17 protein-coding genes are annotated in these 18,815 nt (G+C 59.3%); 6 read left to right on the top strand and 11 right to left on the bottom strand.

The window, feature by feature from the left end; genetic code table 11:
- Window positions 1-32: 32 nt before the first annotated feature.
- From ACVWVQ_RS04000 to ACVWVQ_RS03990, 3 genes are read right to left on the bottom strand one after another with little or no spacing between them, the layout of a single operon-like run.
- Entirely contained in the window at window positions 33-302 is a 270-nt protein-coding gene (locus tag ACVWVQ_RS04000) for a hypothetical protein (protein ID WP_414421639.1), read from the bottom strand.
- Between the two features lie 12 nt (window positions 303-314).
- Window positions 315-1,595: a beta-ketoacyl-ACP synthase II gene (gene fabF, locus ACVWVQ_RS03995; RefSeq protein WP_457387272.1), complete on the bottom strand. Its 1,281-nt coding sequence runs from the start codon at window positions 1,593-1,595 to the stop codon at window positions 315-317.
- 33 nt (window positions 1,596-1,628) lie between these two features.
- On the bottom strand, window positions 1,629-1,874 hold the full coding sequence (locus ACVWVQ_RS03990) for an acyl carrier protein (protein WP_414343279.1): 246 nt from the start codon (window positions 1,872-1,874) through the stop codon (window positions 1,629-1,631).
- 231 nt (window positions 1,875-2,105) lie between these two features.
- On the opposite strand from ACVWVQ_RS03990, the gene rpsF reads away from it, so the two are divergent.
- The 4 genes from rpsF to ACVWVQ_RS03970 all read left to right on the top strand — a co-directional run bounded on the left by rpsF (window position 2,106) and on the right by ACVWVQ_RS03970 (window position 4,337).
- The gene (gene rpsF, locus ACVWVQ_RS03985; protein ID WP_011433268.1) at window positions 2,106-2,396 is read left to right on the top strand and encodes a 30S ribosomal protein S6; all 291 of its coding nucleotides are present in this window, start codon (window positions 2,106-2,108) and stop codon (window positions 2,394-2,396) included.
- Between the two features lie 73 nt (window positions 2,397-2,469).
- The gene (locus ACVWVQ_RS03980; RefSeq protein WP_414332102.1) at window positions 2,470-2,868 is read left to right on the top strand and encodes a single-stranded DNA-binding protein; all 399 of its coding nucleotides are present in this window, start codon (window positions 2,470-2,472) and stop codon (window positions 2,866-2,868) included.
- Between the two features lie 27 nt (window positions 2,869-2,895).
- Entirely contained in the window at window positions 2,896-3,594 is a 699-nt protein-coding gene (locus ACVWVQ_RS03975; protein ID WP_457507001.1) for a M14 family zinc carboxypeptidase, read from the top strand.
- A gap of 209 nt (window positions 3,595-3,803) precedes the next feature.
- The gene (locus ACVWVQ_RS03970) at window positions 3,804-4,337 is read left to right on the top strand and encodes a universal stress protein (RefSeq protein WP_414343284.1); all 534 of its coding nucleotides are present in this window, start codon (window positions 3,804-3,806) and stop codon (window positions 4,335-4,337) included.
- 4 nt (window positions 4,338-4,341) lie between these two features.
- Here ACVWVQ_RS03970 and ACVWVQ_RS03965 read toward each other — a convergent pair whose 3' ends face one another.
- The 5 genes from ACVWVQ_RS03965 to purM form a co-directional block, all read right to left on the bottom strand.
- Window positions 4,342-5,802: a DUF4340 domain-containing protein gene (locus ACVWVQ_RS03965; RefSeq protein ID WP_457506999.1), complete on the bottom strand. Its 1,461-nt coding sequence runs from the start codon at window positions 5,800-5,802 to the stop codon at window positions 4,342-4,344.
- Between the two features lie 14 nt (window positions 5,803-5,816).
- A complete protein-coding gene (locus ACVWVQ_RS03960) occupies window positions 5,817-7,376 on the bottom strand; it encodes a GldG family protein (RefSeq protein WP_457506997.1) in 1,560 nt (519 codons plus the stop codon).
- 47 nt (window positions 7,377-7,423) lie between these two features.
- Window positions 7,424-8,209 carry an ABC transporter permease gene (locus ACVWVQ_RS03955; protein ID WP_457506995.1) on the bottom strand — a complete coding sequence of 262 codons (786 nt, stop codon included), beginning with the start codon at window positions 8,207-8,209 and terminating at the stop codon, window positions 7,424-7,426.
- A complete protein-coding gene (locus ACVWVQ_RS03950) occupies window positions 8,206-9,216 on the bottom strand; it encodes an ABC transporter ATP-binding protein (protein ID WP_457387269.1) in 1,011 nt (336 codons plus the stop codon). Before ACVWVQ_RS03950 ends, ACVWVQ_RS03955 begins: the two co-directional genes overlap by 4 nt.
- Window positions 9,217-9,431: 215 nt before the next feature.
- Complete coding sequence (gene purM, locus ACVWVQ_RS03945; protein ID WP_457506993.1) at window positions 9,432-10,496, bottom strand: phosphoribosylformylglycinamidine cyclo-ligase; 1,065 nt, start codon at window positions 10,494-10,496, stop codon at window positions 9,432-9,434.
- Between the two features lie 144 nt (window positions 10,497-10,640).
- Between purM and ACVWVQ_RS03940 the strand changes: the two genes are divergently transcribed.
- The gene (locus ACVWVQ_RS03940; protein WP_457506991.1) at window positions 10,641-11,819 is read left to right on the top strand and encodes a septal ring lytic transglycosylase RlpA family protein; all 1,179 of its coding nucleotides are present in this window, start codon (window positions 10,641-10,643) and stop codon (window positions 11,817-11,819) included.
- Here ACVWVQ_RS03940 and ACVWVQ_RS03935 read toward each other — a convergent pair whose 3' ends face one another.
- From ACVWVQ_RS03935 to ACVWVQ_RS03925, 3 genes are all read right to left on the bottom strand, one after another.
- Entirely contained in the window at window positions 11,820-12,830 is a 1,011-nt protein-coding gene (locus ACVWVQ_RS03935; RefSeq protein WP_414350654.1) for a response regulator, read from the bottom strand. It abuts the gene before it with no gap.
- A complete protein-coding gene (locus tag ACVWVQ_RS03930) occupies window positions 12,827-15,748 on the bottom strand; it encodes a PAS domain S-box protein (RefSeq protein ID WP_457506989.1) in 2,922 nt (973 codons plus the stop codon). Before ACVWVQ_RS03930 ends, ACVWVQ_RS03935 begins: the two co-directional genes overlap by 4 nt.
- A 299-nt stretch (window positions 15,749-16,047) precedes the next feature.
- The gene (locus ACVWVQ_RS03925) at window positions 16,048-17,046 is read right to left on the bottom strand and encodes a ribose-phosphate pyrophosphokinase (RefSeq protein ID WP_011433256.1); all 999 of its coding nucleotides are present in this window, start codon (window positions 17,044-17,046) and stop codon (window positions 16,048-16,050) included.
- Between the two features lie 133 nt (window positions 17,047-17,179).
- Here ACVWVQ_RS03925 and ACVWVQ_RS03920 point away from each other — a divergent pair, with 133 nt between their 5' ends.
- Window positions 17,180-18,703 (top strand): ABC transporter ATP-binding protein, encoded by a 1,524-nt coding sequence (locus tag ACVWVQ_RS03920; RefSeq protein WP_457506987.1) that lies wholly within the window; start codon window positions 17,180-17,182, stop codon window positions 18,701-18,703.
- Window positions 18,704-18,815 lie beyond the last annotated feature (112 nt).

The following is an 18,815-nucleotide window of genomic DNA, read 5'->3' as shown; positions in this document are numbered from 1 at the left end:
GCAACCCAACTGCATCAAAGCAGATGGCTTGTCTATCCATTTTGGACGCGACGCTCGAACTCTTCCCGAGTGGCGTCCACCAATTGCACCGCCTCTGGATAGAGTTCAGGATGGTTTTGCTTCAGCCAACTGAGCACCCGCGCCAGTTGGGCTGCACACAGATCCAAATCCGCTTGAAAAATAACCGCCGCCGCCATGTGCTGAGCATATTCGGGCGGGTGACCCTGCTGCGCCAGCTCCGCTGTCAAAGCGGCCAAGGCCTGTTGGCGAACTGAGGGCAGTGAACTTTCGGGAGAAGACATAGGCCAAGCCCTTCAAGCGGGAGAGTAGCGGCGCAAGGCCAGCGTGACGTTGTGCCCACCAAACCCAAAGGCATTCACCAAAGCGGCCTCAACAGCCATCTGCCGCCCCTTGTGGGGGACAAAATCCAGCCCTTCGCACTCGGGATCGGGGTTGTCCAAGTTGAGGGTGGGAGGAACCCAGCCGTGGTGGATGGCCAAAGCTGTGGCCACCGTGGCAATGCCGCCCGCTCCCCCCAACAGGTGGCCGGTCATGGACTTGGTGGCGCTGATGGCCAAACGGGGGGCATGCTCGCCAAAGACCGACTTGATGGCCTGGACCTCGGCGATATCCCCTACAGGGGTGCTGGTGGCATGGGCATTGATGTGTTGCACATCCCCAGGCTGAAGCCCGGCATCCTTGAGGGCCAGCCGCATCGCCCGGGCCGCTCCCTCGCCGCCGGGGGCAGGGTTGGTCATGTGGTGGGCATCGCAGGTGAGGCCATAGCCGACTATCTCCGCATAGATCTTGGCCCCGCGGGCGCGGGCGTGCTCCAACTCCTCCAGCACCAGGATCCCTGCTCCTTCCCCCATGACAAAGCCATCCCGATCCCGATCAAAGGGCCTACAGGCTTGCTCCGGGGTGTCGTTGCGGGTGGAAAGGGCCTTCATGGCACTGAACCCCGCCATGGACAAAGGGGTGACCGCCGCTTCCGTGCCACCTGTAATCGCCGCTTGCACCTCTCCCCTCTGGATGAGCCGAAAGGCATCGCCAATGGCGTTGGAGCCAGAGGCACAGGCCGTAACTGTGCAGGAATTGGGGCCTTTGGCGCCAAAATGAATGGCCAGGTGACCTGCAGCCATATTGGCGATCATCATGGGCACCATGAAGGGGCTACAGCGATCCGGCCCTTTCTGCAGATAGATGGTCTGCTGCTCTTCCAAGACGCGGATGCCGCCGATGCCGGTGCCCAAGATCACCCCCACTTGCTCAGCGTTGAGAGCGGTGATGCGAAAGTCAGCGTCCTCCAAGGCTTGCCGGGTGGCCGCCATCGCCAGGTGCACAAAGCGGTCGGTGCGCTTGACATCCTTGCGATCCAAATAGTCGAGGGGATCAAATCCCTTCACCTCTCCGGCAATACGGCAATCGTGGCGGGAGGCATCAAAATGGGTAATCGGCCCAATGCCGCAGCGCCCTGCCAGCAGGCTCTGCCAAAACTCGGCAGGAGAGTTGCCGATGGGGGTGACCGCGCCCAGCCCCGTAATCACAACGCGGCGGGTTGGCCTGAGAGCAGTGGCGGGATCCAGAGTAGCCATCGTCCGGTGTTAGCCCAGGGGTATGGAGGCAGATTAGGCAGCTTTCTTCGAGAGGATGTAGTTAACAGCGTCTTGCACGGTGGCGATCCTTTCTGCATCTTCATCGGGGATCTCCAGGTCGAATTCCTCTTCAAAAGCCATGACCAGCTCCACCGTATCAAGGCTGTCGGCCCCCAGGTCGTTCTGGAAATTGGCTTCTGGGGTCACTTTGTCATCTTCCACGCCCAGTTGATCGGACACGATCTTACGAACACGGCTGTAAACTTCGTCTGCGCTCATGCTTGGAATCCCAACTCTCGATTCAGCGTGTCTTGGCCGGGCCAACCAGCGGCCAATGAAGCAATCCCTATTGTATCGGACAATGGATCCCCTCTTGTGAGCAGCCTCACCTGCATTGGCTGCTGCGGCCAGGGTATGGGAATTGGGCGGCAGCCTTTTCGGTTGTGGGAAAGAAAAGCTAGTATAGTCCACTGCGTCTCTACCACTGGATTCTAAGGAGAACTTGCTTCCATGCCCCGCGCTTACGAAACGATGCTGATTGTGCGTCCTGATCTGTCAGATGAACCCCTCGAACAACTGCTCAGCAGTCAGGAGGCAATCCTGCGAGAGAACGGAGTAACCCACGTGGAGATTACCAATAGGGGCAAGCGCCGCTTTGCCGGGTTTGAGATGAAAAAGTTCAAGGAGGGTCTGTACATCCAGTTCAACTACGAAGCCGAACCCAATGCGGTGGCTGCCTGGGAGAAAAACCTGCGCATCAACGAGAGTGTGCTGCGCCACATGACTCTCCGCGTCGGCTAGGTTTGACGGCATCCTGGCCTGCGGGCATGATGGAAGTGCGCTGAGCTGCCCCTTATCCCTGGATGGCTCCGTTATGAACTCGATTGTGTTGATGGGCGAGGTTCTGTCTGAGCCAGAGCTGCGCTACACCCCTGATAACTTAGCTGTTGCGTCCTTGGTGATTGGCTTTCCCAGCTTGCGCCCGGATGAGCCGCCCTACCGGGTGCGCGTTTCCTCTTTTGGAGAACTGGCCAAAAGGGTGGTGGACACCTGCCATGTGGGCGACCAAATCACAGTGGAAGGCCAACTGCACATGAATGTGGTGGAGCGAGATGGGCGCAAGGAAAAGCTGGCCGAGATCACCGCGCGCCGTGTCCATCAGCTGGGATCCGCTCGCGTTCTCTCCCTGACGGGGATGGGCGAACCGGCGATTGTGGAATCCTCTGAGGGGGATGTGGTTTCCCCACCGGAGCCGGACGATCTCCCGTTCTAACGGTTGCGAGACTTGCCGGGATCCCCCATGTCTCAAAAACTTGGCGAACCCTTGGGATCCCTGCAGGTCATCGGCTACTCGGTGCAGGGACGTCCTATTCACCTTTGGCAGCTCACCCAAGGGAGCCGCTCCTTGCTGCTGATCGGCGGAGTACACGGGGACGAGGTGGAAGGATACACTCTGATCGAGCGCTATGTGGCTTCTGGGAAATGGGGATCCCTGGCCGGGAAAGCGACCCTATGGGCAATCCCTCGCTTGAACCCGGATGGCTGTGCCCTGGGGCAACGGCTCAATGCCAACGGCGTCGATCTCAACCGCAATCTGCCCACCCAAGATTGGATCCCGGCCTCTTTGGAAGCTCGCTATCCGCCCGGAGCAGCCCCAGGCTCCGAGCCCGAGACGCAGGCGTTGTTGGAGGGCTTGGCCCAGATGCGGCCCCAATTTATCCTTTCTGCCCACTCCTGTCAGGCACACCCCTGTGTGAACTACAACGGCCCTGCCCTTGAGCTGGCCCAGGTGATGGCCGCTTGCAACGGCTTGCCCATTACCGCCGACATTGGCTACCCTACCCCTGGTTCTCTGGGCACTTGGGCAGGGCAGGAACGGCACATCCCAACCCTAACGCTGGAAATCCTGCGGGGCACTCCCCTCGATCAAGTCTGGCAAGAGCAGGCCGAGGCGCTGCAGGCGGTGTTGGAGTGGGCAGCCCAAGGCGATGCCTTCTGACCGGTGTCAAGATCTCTGAACTTTCGTTGCCAATCTGCCTAGTTCGTTCAAGATATCTGGGGTTTTCTCGCCCAAATCTTCTACAACACAGATAGGTGGGGCAGAGCAGAGGGGAGCTTGGAGTCGAGGGAAAAGGGGTCAGAGGTCAACCCCGAAGTCACGCTGCTTCTGCCTTGTGCCCCGCTGTTAGCCATCTGGAGGAAGCCGATATGTTCAGCAGGATTTTGGTGGCAGTGGATCGGTCGGAGCTGAGCCAGGGAGTATTTCAAAAGGCCGTCCAAGTGGCCAAGGCCATGCAGGCCCAGATGATGATTCTCCATGTTCTGTCTCAGGAAGAGCCGGGCGCCCCAGAGCCGCCGATGATCCTGGGGGTAGATTACAGCTCCACCATCAGCGCCGAGCTGTGGCAGTCCTACCGGGAGCAATGTGCCATCTTCGAGCAAAACCAGATGGACTACCTGCGCTCGCTGGTGGAGAAAGCGGCTGAGCACGGGATCCGCGCTGAGTACACCCTCAACTACGGCAACCCCGGTCGGGTCATCTGCGATCTGGCCCGCTCTTGGGATGCGGACTTGGTGGTGGTGGGCCGCCGCGGCCACTCCGGCCTGAGCGAGCTGTTTCTGGGCAGCGTCAGCAACTACGTGCTGCACCGCGCCCCCTGCTCGGTGTTGACGATACAAGGGGAAGCCCTGAAAAAAGCAACCCAAACCGCGGAGGAGAAGACAGCTACCTCTGCTGGCTAAGGCTCTAGGAACTCGGGGGCGAGGGGGTGGAAGGCGGTTGCGTGAGTGGGGCGGAGTCCTTGCTCTCCGGCTGGCCTTCCAAGAGGCGATTCACTTCGGTTTCCAGGCTGTTGAAGGTGCTCAGCTCGATCACGGCAATGTCCGGCTGGCGGCTGCTTTGCACATAGGCCCGCAAGCCAGAGGAGGCCAAGCTCAGGGCCAAGGGATCCTGCTCGGCGTCAGGCTTGGGCTCAAAGGTCAGCCGTAGGTCCGGATCAGACAACACCCTCTGGGCTTCTGCATCAGCTTGTTCCACAAACTCTTTGGCGCGGGCAGCATTTAGGCTGGAGAACAGAGAGCCGAGATCCACAGGCTGGCCCGGTCGCTCCGGGTTTTCCCAGCGCAGCTCCAAGGATCCCTTCTCTGAAGGCCGAGGGGTGAGGGTGACCTTTTCCCCTTGGGATTCTAAGGTGACTTGGCCCACTTGGTTGGCGTTGAGGCGGGCAATGCGGTGATCCCGCAGCTCTTCCAAGTCGGAGCGGAGAATATCGGCGGTGGAGGTGAGCAAGGTGGCTACTGCCGGGTGCTCAGAGGTGATGACGTACACCTGGCCATCTTTCTCCGATCCCAAAGCGACCTTCAGGGTTTTGCCCTCCTCCAGCTCTACCGTCAGCCGGGCGGAAGGCTGCTCCAAGCCATAGGGGGCTAGATCCGTCTGGGTCTCGGCGGGGAACTCCACGGCCTGCAGGCGGGCCAGAGTATTGAGCAAGCGGTTGACGTTGATCTCATCGGCAGGCAGCTCTCTGGGCTCGACAATCTGCCAAGTATTGTCTTGTCGCTGCAGGCGAACAACTTCCGGCTCCGCCTCTGCCAACTGCACTTGCAGGGCTTTCACCTCGGCTGTATCAAACTGAAGCAAAGTCTTGTCCCGCAAAGCCAGTAGGGAGGGCAACAGGGATCCCTTCTGGGCACTGCTTAGAAGCACCACCTGTCCCCCTTCGGGCTGGGCGTAGAAGCCAGAGCCGTCGAAGTTGTCGTTGCCGATGGCCAGGCGGTAGGGATCCCCTTCTTTGGGGAAAAGGGCGATTTGGTGTCGCGGCTGATCCAGGCCAAAAGCGGCCAGGTCAGTGACCCCCTCCAGAGTGATTTGGGGGGTGAGGCGGGAGAAGGTGTTGAGCAACTGCTCAATGGGGAAGTCCAGCGCCGCTGACTGAATGGGACTGACAATCCGCCAGCGGGATCCCTCTTCTTCCGGAGTGCGCTCCAAAAGGATTTCCAAGTGCTCCGCACCGCTGCCGCGAACGGGTTCCCCCTCTTTCTGTTGGCGGATTTCAATGCGGGCAATGGTATCGGTGGCAAAATGGAACAGCCGCGCTCGCTCCGCCTGTTGCTCCTGGCGCAGTTGCTGGATGTTGTCCAAGAGGAAGTAGCCCAGCAGACAGGCCACCGCCAAACCCAAAAGAACCCAGGTGGTTCGCTTGAACATACTGGACTCTCCTCCTACCGTCTTTGCCACCACAGGGCAGCTCCGGATCCCAGGGCCGCCAAGGGCAAAAGCACCGTCGATCCCAGCACCAGCCAGCGGAAGGTTTGACCGGTCAGGGTGAGGCGGCGATCCGTGATGGATTTGGGGCGGATGGAGATCTGCTCCGTTTGTTCGGTCAGCCAGTTGAGGGTGTTCAAGAAGAGATCCCGGTTGCCCTGCTGCCGCAAGTTGCCGTTGAGGGCGAAGTTGACATTGCCGATCACCACCAGGCGGGCCTCCTGCGGGGATCCTGTGTCGGCCTGGTCGGCGTCCAAACGGCGGGTTAAAGCAACACCCAAGGTGAGGGGGCCGGGCTTGTCCTGATCCGGATCGAATTGCAAGGGGCCACGTTCCAGCTCAGGACTGGTCTCCCCCCAACTTTGCGGGCCGGTGCGCAGCAAGGGCGTGGCTTGGATCCCTTCCCGAGCTTGGGTTTCTACCGAACGAGCTAAGGGAAAGAGGGTCATCAGCCGCTGGGCGGCCAAGGGGGCGGTAATGGGGTGATCCCCGTAGTCAGTAACCAAAGCTACGGCTGGCCCTGTCCCCAGAAGCTGGCTGATGCTGCTCGCCTCCAGGATGATGTCATCCCCCAAGACCACGCCCCACTCTTCCAGCAAGGGATCCAGGCCGGCATCCACCCGTGGCCCAATCAACAACAGCAGCCGTCCTCCCTCGGCCAGGTAATCCTGCAGTTTCTCCACCTCGCCGGGGAACAAAGCCCGCTGTGGCCCCGCCAGCACCAGGACATTCGCATCCTCTGGGATCTCCGCTTGCACCAAGTTGAGGGGCTCTACCCGATAGCCTTCCTGGCCCAGGGCTGCCGCCGCCTGAGCCAGAGTTGGGGCGCCTTCCCTCGCTTGCAGCCCCACTTCCCCATGCCCTTGCACGAAATAGGCCACTAACTCCCCTCGGTTGACCACTTTGGACAAGACAGGGGTCAGTCTGCTCTCCAGGTCAGGAGCAGGGGGCTGGGGCAGTTGTTGTCGGCTTTCTCCGGCCTCCACCACCAGGGTGTTGTTTTGCGTCACCTGCAGCCGTTGAATGGTCAAGGGATCCCGATTGGGATCCACAAACTCAAACTGAAAGCGGTTGGGGTTAAGGCGGCGATAGCGCTCCAGTTGTTCCCGCAGATTGGGATCCGGCGCAGTGGTGACCACCCAAACTTTGACCGGTTGCACCAATCCCTGCACCAATTGCCGGGTTTGGGGCGACAGGGTAAACAGGCCCTCCTCGGTGAGATCCAGCCGCAGGTCGTAGCGCACCGCCACCACATTCACCAGCACTAGAATGACGGCCATCGCCGCCACCGCCACCAGGATGTTGGCGTTGGTCTGGGTGGAACGCAGACCGAGGAAGACCCCCACCTCCTGCCGGTGGGTGATGCCCCAAACCACCAGCAGGGCCAGGCCCGTTGCCAGCATGCTCAGGGGCACAGCCGTCCAACCGGTGAAGGTAGATCCCACCACCAGGCCGATGGCGATGACGCCAATGCCCAGGATCCCTGTCCAGTCCTTTAACGCGCGCCAGTCCTTCATAATGCTCCGCACCGCTGCCGCGAACACCGCACTCCTCCCATCTGACCTCAGCTCTGTTGCCAGCGCAGGCTTTCCACCGATTGCACCGTGGCAAACAGCCCCAGGACGATGATGCTCAAGAAAAGAATGAGGCTGCTGCTGCTGAGGATCCCTTGCACCCAGTTGCTGTATTGCTGCAGCAAAGACACATGCCGCAGCGTCGCGGCAATCCAGTTCTCCTCCTGGCCGGCTGCCGCGTCGATCACCCAGAGCAGCAGGATCAGGCCAAAGGTGGCCACCGCCGCGATGAGCGTGCTGTCTGTTAGAGACGAGATAAACAACCCCAAGGCCATGACACTGCCCGCCAGCAGGGTTAGGCCCACATAGCCCATCAAGGTCAGGCGGTAGTCCACTGCCGGGTTGGCGCTGCTCAGCACCAGCACGTGGTAAACCAACGGCGGCAGCAGCAGCGTGATGAAAAACACCCACACCGCCAGCCATTTGCCCACCGCCACCCCCAAGTTGGTGATGGGGGAGGTGGCCAGCAGCTCCATGGTGCCCCGCCGCCGCTCCTCGGCATAGGAACTCATGGTGAAGATGGGCAATAAGAAGAGAGAAAGAGTGCCCAAGAGGTTGAGAAACTGCTGTGACAGGATGGTGGCGGCGTCAAAAGGGTTCTCCTGGCCGAACTGGGCGAAAAGATCCACCTGCTGAGAAAAGCTGATCACCCGCACCAGAATATTAAAGAAGAAAAACCCCGCCAGTCCCCAAAACACCGCGGCCACCACATAGGCAATGGGGGAGGTGAAGTAGCCGCGCAGCTCTTTGCGAAAAATGGCAACCACTCCGTTCATGCCGCTTCCTCCAATGCGCCCTCAGATCCCTCTTGCGTAGTGAGCTGCAGGAAAATCTCTTCCAAAGAAGCCTGCGGGCGGCCTATCTCGTAGAGGTCGATCCCCGCCTGCACCAGCGCTTTGGCTGCCTCCGGGATCCAGCCGTCCGCGGCAGCGTTGCTCTTGAGCTGCACCTGCCAGCGGGAGGGATCCGCCGCCAAGGGCTGTAGGCTCACCACCTCCACTTGGGGCAAAGGCTGCAGGGCCGTCCGGATGGCCATTGCCTCGGTTGCCCCCACCACCAGCTTTGCCTGCTGCCGATCCTGGAGCTGGGCTGTCAGCTCAGCGGGGGTTCCGATGGCGGCCACCTGGCCGCGGTTGATGATCACCACCCGGTCGCAGGTCATGCTCACCTCGGGCAGGATGTGGGTGGAGAGGATGATGGTGTGCTCCCCCGCCAGGCTCTTGATGAGCTTGCGCACCTCGATGATCTGCTTGGGATCCAGCCCAATGGTGGGCTCATCCAGGATGATCACCGGCGGGTCGTGAACCAGAGCTTGGGCGATGCCCACCCGCTGCTTAAACCCCTTGGAGAGCTTGCGGATGAGGGTGTGGCGCTTTTCTTCCAGGCTGCACCGCCGGATCGCCTCGTCCACCCGCCTGGGCCGGTCGCCAGCGCTGACCCGCTTGATCTGGGCCACAAAGTGCAGGTACGCCTCCACCGTCATGTCGGGGTAGAGGGGTGGGTTTTCCGGCAGATAGCCAATGCGCTGCCGCACCGCCATCGAGTTTTCGTGAACATCAAACCCGGCCACCCGCGCCGTCCCCTCGCTGGCAGGCAGATACCCCGCCAAAATGCGCATGGAAGTGGTCTTGCCAGCCCCATTCGGCCCCAAAAACCCCATGATCTCGCCGGCGTTCACCTGGAAGGAAACATCGCGAATGGCAGTAAAGCTGCCGTAGGTTTTGCTCAAATGCTCAACTTCGATGGCACCCGCGGTTGCACGAGCAGTGGGTAAACCTGTCATCAGCAACTCCTAACCTAGAGGGTCAGCAGCGATTAGCAAACGGTCCAAGGCCGAGTTACCCCTATTCCCAAAGAGGACAAATGTCGGGAAGCAGGCTCGGGCAAGAAGGCGGGCAACAGCGCTGAGGCCACATGCCAACTTAGCATAGCGGCAGCGAGGATGAGTCGAGGGAACTGGGATCCCTTTCCCCCTTTTGGTGGGGATCCATCGGTTGGCTAGTCAGCAGGGCTTGTGAGGGATCCCCACTGTTCCAGCCCCAGAACCCGGCTCTCCCCTGGATTGGCTGCCACCACCTCCCCAATGGGGAAGGCTTCGGGGAGCAGGGATCTCACCTGATTTTCCGCCTCAGGGGGGATCACCAGCACATAGCCCACCCCCAGGTTGAAGGTGCGGAACATCTCCAAGGTCTCCACCTGGCCCTGCTCTTGGAGCCAGAGAAACTCCTGTGGGATGGGCCAGCTATGGGGCTGCAGCCGCGCCGCCTGGTTGGGGGCCAAACAGCGGGGCAAGTTTTCCGGGATCCCGCCGCCAGTGATGTGGGCCATGCCGTGGATGGCGATCCCTGCTGCCTGCAGCCGCTGCACCGCCTGCACGTAGATGCGGGTGGGGGTGAGGAGTACTTCCGCCAAAGGCCGATCCCAGCCAGGAGGCCGGTGATCCCAGCGCCAACCCCGGTCGGCCACAATCCGCCGCACCAAGCTGTAGCCGTTGCTGTGTAGGCCGCTGCTGGGCAAAGCCAACAACCGATCCCCAAGCTGTACCCGCGACCCATCCAGAATGGCCGCCTTCTCCACAATTCCCACACAAAACCCGGCCAGGTCGTATTTCCCAGGGGGATAGAACCCCGGCATCTCCGCCGTTTCCCCGCCCAGCAGTTGGCAGCCCGCCTCCTGGCAGCCCGCCAAGATGCCGTCGATCACCTGCAACAGGGCTTCCGGCTCCAGCTTGCCGGTGGCCACATAGTCCAAGAAAAACAGCGGCCGGGCCCCCACCGTCAGCACGTCGTTGACGCACATCGCCACCAGATCAACACCTACCCCCCGGTGCTGACCCCACTGCTGGGCAATGTCCAGCTTTGTCCCCACCCCATCGGTGCCCGCCACCAACACCGGCGCTTGATACCCCGTCGGCAGCTCAAACAGACCGGCAAAGCCGCCGATGCCGCCCAAGGTTTCTGAAGAACCTGAAGACGGAACTTGAATCCGTTCAACGCGCTCGCGGATCCCCCTGACAAAGGCGTGGCCCAGATCGATGTCAACCCCTGCTGAGCGGTAGTCCAAAATGCCAAAACCCCTTACGCTATCAAGACTTGAGCTCCTGTGTCCGACCGTACAAACGGGTCAACTCAGAAACCTATGGTACATTAACTTCTGTTTTAACCGTCGCACTGGAAGTTGTACGAGATTGGAGAGGAGCGCGGCCTCATGCGAAATTGGAAACAGCTTGGACAGGGACTGGATCCCGCCCGCAAAATGGGCTTGGTCAGTTGTCTCTGTGTCACGGCTTTGGGCTTGCCGGCAGGCATGTTGGGCAGCTTCGCCCCGCGAGCACAAGCCTCAACGCGAACCGGATCCCTGAGCACCCGAGCAGCGGAGCTGTCATCTGACTCCCAATTGCCCTCCCCGGCCACCGACCTCGTTCCCCCTTCCCAACCCGCCACTGCTGCCGCAGCCCCAGTCAGAACGCTGCCGAGAACCCCCCAAACCCCTATCTCCGGCCACGAGGGTCTTGCCCCTGCCAAACTGGGTACCCTGAACTTGGATCATCCCTTGAACCGATCTCGCCAGGCGATCCTGCCCCGTCGAGCAGAAGAACCCATTCTCAAGATCGGCGAACAACAGCAGCACACCAACCAGCCCATCTCCACCCTCTACGACTATCAGATGGACGGGCAACAGGTGGTTACTGTCTATGTGCGGGATCTGCCCATTGTCAGTTTTGTCGAGCACCCTGGGCTAGAACCACCGCTGATGCGGGCCAGCACCCTTGTGGCCCAGCTCAACCAAATGGCCCAGGGATCCCTGAAAGACACCACCATCACCCTAGGTTGGGCAGGTTTGGAATTGGCCGAACAAGGCTTGGGTGTTCCTCTCTACACCATTCAGGTCAACAACAAGGAATTGCTGCGCATCGACGATGGAGTGCTGTTGATCGACAACCAGCGCCCGGTGGATGTGGCTGTTTTGGCTGCCAATCGTCTGCGCCGTCTGCTGCTCGATGCCCCGCCCATTGCAGCTCCGGCCCTGCCTCAACCGGCTGCTCTGACCGCCAAAGCCGCTGTTGCAGGTTCCAAGCCGAAAACAGCCCCTCAACAGGAACCCGCCCCTGTCCGCGTGGTTGGGCCTGTGCAAGAGGGCATTGCTTCTTGGTATGACCTGCACCCAACCCGCCATGAGATGACGGCTGCCCACCCCACCCTGCCCTTTGGCACCGAGGTACGGGTGACCAACCTGAAAAATGGCCGCCAGGCCGTGGTGCGCATCAACGATCGCGGCCCTTTTATTCCCGGTCGGATCATCGACCTTTCCCTGCGGGCGGCAGAGGTGTTGGGGATGGTGCGCTCAGGGCTGGCGCCTGTGCGGGTGGAAGTGGTGCAACGCTAGCTAGGGCACGGGTGAAAAGCGCTTGGAATCGGGGGAATAGCGCCAAGAAATGCCCTCGGGATCCCGGCTGCGGCTCCACTCCGGAAACCCGGTTTTGAATTTCCAATAGGTAATGGCGGAAACCACCACCCCCAAACGTTCCGCCAACTGAGTCTGGTTGAGGGGGCGCAGCGGTGCCCGTGGCGCCGTAACGGCGGTGGGGCTGGGTGTGGGGGCAGAGCCTGCCGACTCTTGGGGGGCCGTGGCTGCAGGGGTGGGCGCTTCCTCCTCCAACCGGTGACTACGGCTGGGCTCCTGGGGACGCAGCAGGCTGAACTGGCTCAACAGGCCAACATTTTCCAGGTTTAAAAGATTTTCCAGGTTAGAGGTTTGGTGGATCAGCTCCAGCTCACGGCGAAATTCATCCTCCAGCACCTGCAGGTAGTGTTCCCGCTTCTGCTCCGACTCGGCATCTTTGAGCAGCCCCAAGGCAAAGCTGAGGTTCGAGAGGGGCTCGCTCAGATCCTGCAAGAATTTCTTGAACAGAGTGCCCTTCACGTCCGTGAACTGCTGCAACTGCTGCAGTTTTTGCCGCAGCTCCTCGATTCTTTTCTCTTCCAGCTTGCGGTTCTCGAGGCTCTGGCGGTGGTTGTGCAGGGCAATTTCGATGGTGGTGTAGAGTTCCCGCTCTTTGAAGGGTTTGATGATGTAGCCAAAGGGTCGGGTCTCTTTGACGCGGGAGAGCGTGTCCTCATCGGCGTAGGCCGTCAGATGCACCACCGGAATGTTGAAGCGCTCGGTAATCCGCTTGGCGGCTTCTATACCATCGATATCGCCTTTTAAGACGATATCCATCAAGACTAAGTCCACCGGCATCTCTTCCAGCCTTCGGATTGCTTCTTCCCCGGAAGAAGCAATGGCGGGCACAGCGTAGCCGAATTTTTTCAGAACGTTGGCAATGTCCTTGGCGATGATCTTCTCGTCCTCGACGACCAGAATACTGCCTTTGACAAGGGGTGGAACTCTCTTCAAGGCTCGCTCCTCGGAAAGGTAATGATGAAGGTGGTACCCGGTTTGCTCCTCAATTGTATCTTGCCCTGTAGCTGATCGGTGAGGGTTGCAACCAGTTGTAAACCCAGAGATTGAGTTTCCTTGAAGTCAAAGTTCGGGGGCAAGCCAACGCCATTGTCGGAGACTCGCAACTGAGTATATTTGCGGGTTTGGCTGAAATGAATCTCTATCTCCCCGCTGCGGCCCTTCGGGAAGGCATACTTGAGGCTGTTGGTCACCAACTCGTTGATGATCAGGCCACACAAGACCGCATCGTCCAGGTTGAGGCGGATCCCTTCGGCGCGGATGTTGGCGCGAATGCTCTCGGGGTTTACCCCGTAAGAGTGAAAGAGGTTGGAGATCAAATTGTGTAGGTACTGCTTGAGATCCACAGCGGCCAGATTGTTGGATTGGTACAAACCTTCGTGGATCAAAGACATGGCTTGAATACGGCTGCCGGCATCCTTAAAAACGCGGGCGTACTTGCGGCTTTTGATTTGGTCAGCTTGGAGCCGCAGCAGGCTGGAGATGATTTGCAGGTTGTTTTTGACGCGGTGGTGAATCTCCCGCAGCAGGACTTCTTTTTCCTGAAGGGCAGCTTGGATCTGCAGCTTTGCCCGTTTTTCTTCGGTAATGTCTTCGCAAATGCCGATGATGAAGAGGTTTTTGCCCTCGGGATCCCGGACTGCAGAGACTGCCAGGCGGCACCAAACCACCTTTCCGCTGCGGTGGATGTAGCGTTTTTCCAGGTGGTAGCGATCCCGTTGGCCGTTCAAAACCTCCTGGAAGAGTTGCCAATCTTCCTGAATGTCTTCGGGATGGGTGAGGTCGCAGAAGCTCATGTGGGTCAGTTCGGCGGCACTGTAGCCCAAGATCTCTTCCAGAGCAGGGTTCACTTTTAGGTAATGGCCCTGGTGATCGACGATGGAAATGCCCAGGGCTGACTGCTGGAAGATGCCCCGTAAACTCAGCTCACTTTGGCGAAGGGCTGCCTCGGCTTGCTTGCGCTCGGTAATGTCCAAAATCTGGCTTAGAAAGTAGCTGGGATCCCCTTGGGCCGTGCGCACCAGGGTGATGCGAAGAATGGCATAGACTATTTGGCCGTTCTTGTGGATGTAGCGTTGTTCCTGTTCGCACTGATGCACCTGGCCGGCCAGCAGGCGGTTGCTGTTTTCCAGAGTGGTGGCGATGTCATCGGGATGGGTGATGTCGAGGACGGTTTTCCCTTTGAGATCCTCCAGGGTGTAGCCCAGGGTTTCGGTAAAAGCGGCGTTGATTTGCAAATAGGTGCCATCCACGTGGGTCATGGCCTTGGCAATGGGGGCCCATTCAAAGGATTGGCGGAAGCGTTCTTCACTTTCTTTGAGGGCAATTTCTGCCTCCACGCGGGCGCTGATGTCGATCACCTGGTTGAGAAACTGGGTGGGCTGTCCTTCCTCGTCGGTGAGCAGGGTGGCCTGAAACAGCACATGAACAACCTGACCGGAACGATGGGTGTAGCGAATCTGGCGCTGGCTGACGGAGACCTTCCCTGCCAGCAAAGCCTCATTGGCCCCCAGCAGTGGGTTGACATCTTCGGGGTGGAGAATGTCCAGTTGTTGCCGATGTTTCAATTCTTCGGGGGTGTAGCCGACAATCTGGGCAAAGGCATCGTTGACCTGGATAAATCGCCCCTGCAAGTCCACAAGGGCAATTCCATTGGGGGCCAGCTCAAAAATCTGCCGAAAATGGTTGGCGCTTTGTTGCCAGGCTTGCTCTATACGACGCCGTTCGGCTTCCAGTTGCTTGGACTCAGTGATGTCTTCGACGATCCCTGCTACCCGATAGATTTTGCCCTCTTTGTCGGCGATGGGAAAAGTGCGTTCCCGCAACCAAATCAGGCGGCCATCGGTGCGATAAATGCGGAAGACAACATCGGTGGATTTGCCCTCCGATTGGGCTTTGAGGATGGTGGGGAACAACCAGCGATCGTCGGGGTGGATTTGGCGCATCCAGGCTTGGGGGTTGGCGTAGGCCTCTTCGGCGGAAAGGCCCCAAAGGGCTTCACAGGCTGGGCTGACGTAGATCAGCTCTTTGCTGTAGAGTGTTGTGATCCAAAACAGTTGCTGCGTATTCTCTGCCAGTTGCAGAAAACGATGCTCGCTCTCTCGGCGGGCCTCTTCCAATTGTTGTTGTCGTTCTTTCAGTTGACGGGATGCTGTGATGTCGGTAACAAATCCTTCAAAATAGAGGGGATCCCCTTGGTCGTTGTAGATGGTACGGGCATTTAAAGAAATCCAAATTAGCCTGCCATCTTTGCAGCAGACTTGGTGTTCAAAATTCACAACTTGACCTTCTCTCAGCATGCGCTGGATGAATTCGGCTCGTTGCTCCGGATCGCTATAGATTTGGGTGCCAATATCGGAGACGTTGTGCATCAAATCCTCAGGGGATTCGTAGCCGAAAATATGGGCCAAGGCCGGGTTGGCAACCAGATATTTGCCCTGTAGGGTGGTTTGAAAAATGCCTTCGACGGCGTTCTCGAAGATCTGCTGGTAGCGGGCAGCAGTGCTGCGGCTGTCCTGCAGTTGGGATTGGAGCTGCTCGAGGGTTTGCCGATGCTCCTGGGCTTGGAGAAGAATGTGCTTCAGGCTGAGGGCAACGAGGTCAATCTGTTCCCGTTCAAAGGAACTCAGTTGGCGAGGATGGCAGTCAAGCAGGTGCAGATCGGCCAACCGGATCCCCTGCTCAGTCTGCAAGAGAAAGGACTCATGAAAAGGCCATTGCTCAGAGCCGACATCGGGGTTGAAAGGTTCTCCGGCTGGGATCCCTTGCGGATCCCGGTAGAGGATCCCTTTTGAAGACGAGTGGGGATCGGATCCCGGCTGGGCCAGTTCTAGATAGACCAAAGGTACTTTCAACAGTTGACCCAGTAATTGCAACAGCGGGTACAGCGCTGTACCCAGTTCGGTTTGAAGGGACTGCCCTTCCCTGGGAGCAGTCCGCGGGAAAGCAAAACCGTGCACAACGGATCTTGGCGAGCGAGAAATGGGAGGTGACATGGGAAAACCTGGCCGAGGAGCTGGCTCAACCCAGTCCATCACGACAGATCGGGGGTGCCTGGTTGGGCTGATCTCCACAGGGAAAAGGGGCAGGCGCACCCATTCTGCACCCACTCTACTCTAGCGATACTCTGGAGAAACTTACTTTGAAACTTACTTTAGTGAAACATGCTGCTGACGGAGCTATCTTCATGGATGCGCCAGATCGCTTCCCCCAGCACATTGGCTACCGAGAGAACGGTTAACTCGGGAAAGTGCTGCTCTGGAGGGATAGGGATGGTGTTGGTGACGATCACCTCTTCAAATAGACCACCCCGCAGGCGTTGAATGGCCGGCTCAGAAAAAACAGGGTGAATGGCGCAGGCGTAAACCGCCTTGGCCCCCAGCTTGCGCAGCAATTTTGCCCCTTCCGAGATGGTGCCTGCGGTATCGATCATGTCGTCCACAAGGATGGCAGTTTTCCCCCGCACATCCCCAATGAGATTCATGACTTCCACATCGTTGTGGGCTTGGCGGCGCTTGTCAATGATTGCCAGAGGGGCTTCCTTGAGCTTTTTGGCAAAGGCACGGGCACGAGCCACACCCCCCACATCGGGAGAGACGACCACAATGTCTTCGTCGAGCAAGCCCTTTTCCTTGAGGTAAGCCTGTAATACCGGCTGGGCGTAGACATGGTCGAGGGGAATGTCGAAGTAGCCTTGAATCTGGGCCGAGTGCAGATCCATAGCCAGCACGCGATGAGCTCCCGCCTGGGTAATCATGTTGGCCACCAGCTTGGCGGTGATCGCTTCTCGGCCTGCCGTTTTGCGGTCGGCGCGAGCGTAGCCGTAGTAGGGCAAGACAGCGGTGATCTGCCGGGCAGAGGCACGGCGACAGGCGTCAATAATGACCAGCAGTTCCATTAGGTGGTCGTTGACGGGGCGGCAGGTGGGCTGCACCAAGTAGACATCGGCACCCCGAATCGACTCCTGAATTTGGATGTACAGCTCGCCATCGGCAAAGCGCTTGCGCAACATCGGGCCCAGATCCATGCCCAAGTAACGCGCCACCTCTTGAGCCAGAGCCGGGTTAGCGCTGCCTGAGAAGATTTTGAGGCGGTTGCTATCCGAGATGGGTGGCAGGGGAGAAGGGCGAAGAAGGGGTGCAGGGCGAACCACAGATCGATGCTGAACTCGTCCGTAGCCAACGCCTGACGGCGAGCTGCCGCTATCGTAGCACTGGCGCTTGCAACCTCAGCAAGTGTATTCTTCCGGATTTTGAGTTTGGGGGGAGCAAGTTACCATAGTCAAGATGAAGGTCGAGCTGCTGCACATCCACAAGCGTTTTGGGGCGGTACAGGCGAACCGCGATGTGTCCTTACGGGTGGAGGCGGGCACGATCCACGGCCTGCTTGGGGAAAACGGGGCCGGCAAAAGTACCTTGGTCAAAATCCTGAGCGGCTTTCTGCGCTGTGATAAGGGGGAGATTTGGATTGATGGGCGACCGGTTCGCATCGACAGCCCTGCAGCAGCCATTCGCCTGGGCATTGGCATGTTGCACCAGGATCCCTTGGATTTTCCTTCTCTGACGGTGCTGGAAAACTTTATTGCCGGGCAGCGGGGGCGCTTGGGTTTGGGGCTGCGAGAAAGCCGGAAACGTCTTGAGAAAGCCTGTGAAGAGTTTGGTTTTAATCTCAACCCCGATGGAGCCATCGGCAGTTTGACGGTGGGGGAACGGCAACAACTGGAAATGCTGCGGTTGCTTTCCCTGGGGATCAACACCTTGATTTTGGATGAGCCGACGACGGGCATTTCTGCAGCGCAAAAAGATCTTTTGTTCGCGGCTCTGAGAAGGCTGGCGGGGCAGGGCAAATCGGTGATCTTCGTCTCCCACAAGCTGGCCGATGTGGAATGCCTTTGCGATCGGGTGACGGTGATGCGGCAGGGGGAGGTGGTAGGGGAGCTGCCTGTTAGGGGTGAAGACATTGCCCTGTTGGAACAGCAGTTGATCGATTGGATGTTCGGGCGGGAGTTGACACCCCCGGCTCGGCCCCATTCTCCGCAAAGGAGAGCGGATCCCCTGTTGGAGTTGCGCTCCCTGGTGGTGCGGCATGAGCCGTTTGCCTTGGCTTTGCCAGATCTGGCGGTGCAGCCGGGGGAAGTGATTGGGTTGGCCGGTTTGGAAGGCAGTGGGCAACGCTCTTTCCTGCTCACCTGTGCAGGGTTGTTGCCGCCCAGGCGTGGCCGGATTCTGTTGGGGGGGCAGGAGATGACAGGCCGTCCTTACGGCGACTATCTGCGCTGTGGGGTGGGGTTTTCTCCGGCGGATCGGCTGCGGGAAGGGCTGATCCCCGGCCTAACGTTGCAGGAGCATTTTGCCCTCCAGCAGCAGGATCCCTGGATCAACTGGGCTCTGGCCCGTCAGCAGGCCCAAGCGGCCATCGAACACTTCAGCATTCGGGGTCACCCCTACAGCCGGGTGGAGCAACTCTCGGGGGGCAACCAGCAGCGCAGCCAGTTGGCTCTCTTGCCCACACCCCTGACCCTGTTGCTGATGGAGCACCCAACGCGAGGGTTGGACATCGAGTCGGCGCTGTGGGTCTGGGGGCAATTGCTAGAACGCACCCAAAGGGGTACAGCCATTCTTTTTGCCTCTGCAGATTTGGACGAGATCCTGCTGTACAGCAACCGGGTGATGGTGTTCAGCGGCGGACAGGTCTCGGAGCCCATTCCGGCGGCGGAGCTCACCGTTTCACGCCTGGGACAGATGATGACGCTTCCCGTCTTGCGCAGCACTCACAGCAGCGAGATCCCAGGGATCCCAACTGAGGTTTAGAGGGCTGGTCGCATCAGCAGGAACTGACACTCTGCCGGAGCAAGAGAAGGATTTGAGAACAGCATGGCAACCGGACAGAGCAAGGCTTAGAGTAGCAGTAGCCCCAAGCCTT

It is taken from the genome of Thermostichus sp. MS-CIW-36 (assembly GCF_054059035.1).
This window is presented reverse-complemented; position numbering and strand designations above follow the sequence as displayed.

Coding starts and splice junctions, on each gene's coding strand:
- ACVWVQ_RS03965 (WP_457506999.1), bottom strand. CDS start 5,802: ATGTTCAAGCGAACCACCTGGGTTCTTTTGGGTTTGGCGGTGGCCTGT.
- rpsF (WP_011433268.1), top strand. CDS start 2,106: ATGCCCCGCGCTTACGAAACGATGCTGATTGTGCGTCCTGATCTGTCA.
- ACVWVQ_RS03970 (WP_414343284.1), top strand. CDS start 3,804: ATGTTCAGCAGGATTTTGGTGGCAGTGGATCGGTCGGAGCTGAGCCAG.
- ACVWVQ_RS03950 (WP_457387269.1), bottom strand. CDS start 9,216: ATGACAGGTTTACCCACTGCTCGTGCAACCGCGGGTGCCATCGAAGTT.
- ACVWVQ_RS03960 (WP_457506997.1), bottom strand. CDS start 7,376: ATGAAGGACTGGCGCGCGTTAAAGGACTGGACAGGGATCCTGGGCATT.
- ACVWVQ_RS03975 (WP_457507001.1), top strand. CDS start 2,896: ATGTCTCAAAAACTTGGCGAACCCTTGGGATCCCTGCAGGTCATCGGC.
- fabF (WP_457387272.1), bottom strand. CDS start 1,595: ATGGCTACTCTGGATCCCGCCACTGCTCTCAGGCCAACCCGCCGCGTT.
- ACVWVQ_RS03990 (WP_414343279.1), bottom strand. CDS start 1,874: ATGAGCGCAGACGAAGTTTACAGCCGTGTTCGTAAGATCGTGTCCGAT.
- ACVWVQ_RS03940 (WP_457506991.1), top strand. CDS start 10,641: ATGCGAAATTGGAAACAGCTTGGACAGGGACTGGATCCCGCCCGCAAA.
- ACVWVQ_RS03980 (WP_414332102.1), top strand. CDS start 2,470: ATGAACTCGATTGTGTTGATGGGCGAGGTTCTGTCTGAGCCAGAGCTG.
- ACVWVQ_RS03955 (WP_457506995.1), bottom strand. CDS start 8,209: ATGAACGGAGTGGTTGCCATTTTTCGCAAAGAGCTGCGCGGCTACTTC.
- ACVWVQ_RS03920 (WP_457506987.1), top strand. CDS start 17,180: ATGAAGGTCGAGCTGCTGCACATCCACAAGCGTTTTGGGGCGGTACAG.
- ACVWVQ_RS04000 (WP_414421639.1), bottom strand. CDS start 302: ATGTCTTCTCCCGAAAGTTCACTGCCCTCAGTTCGCCAACAGGCCTTG.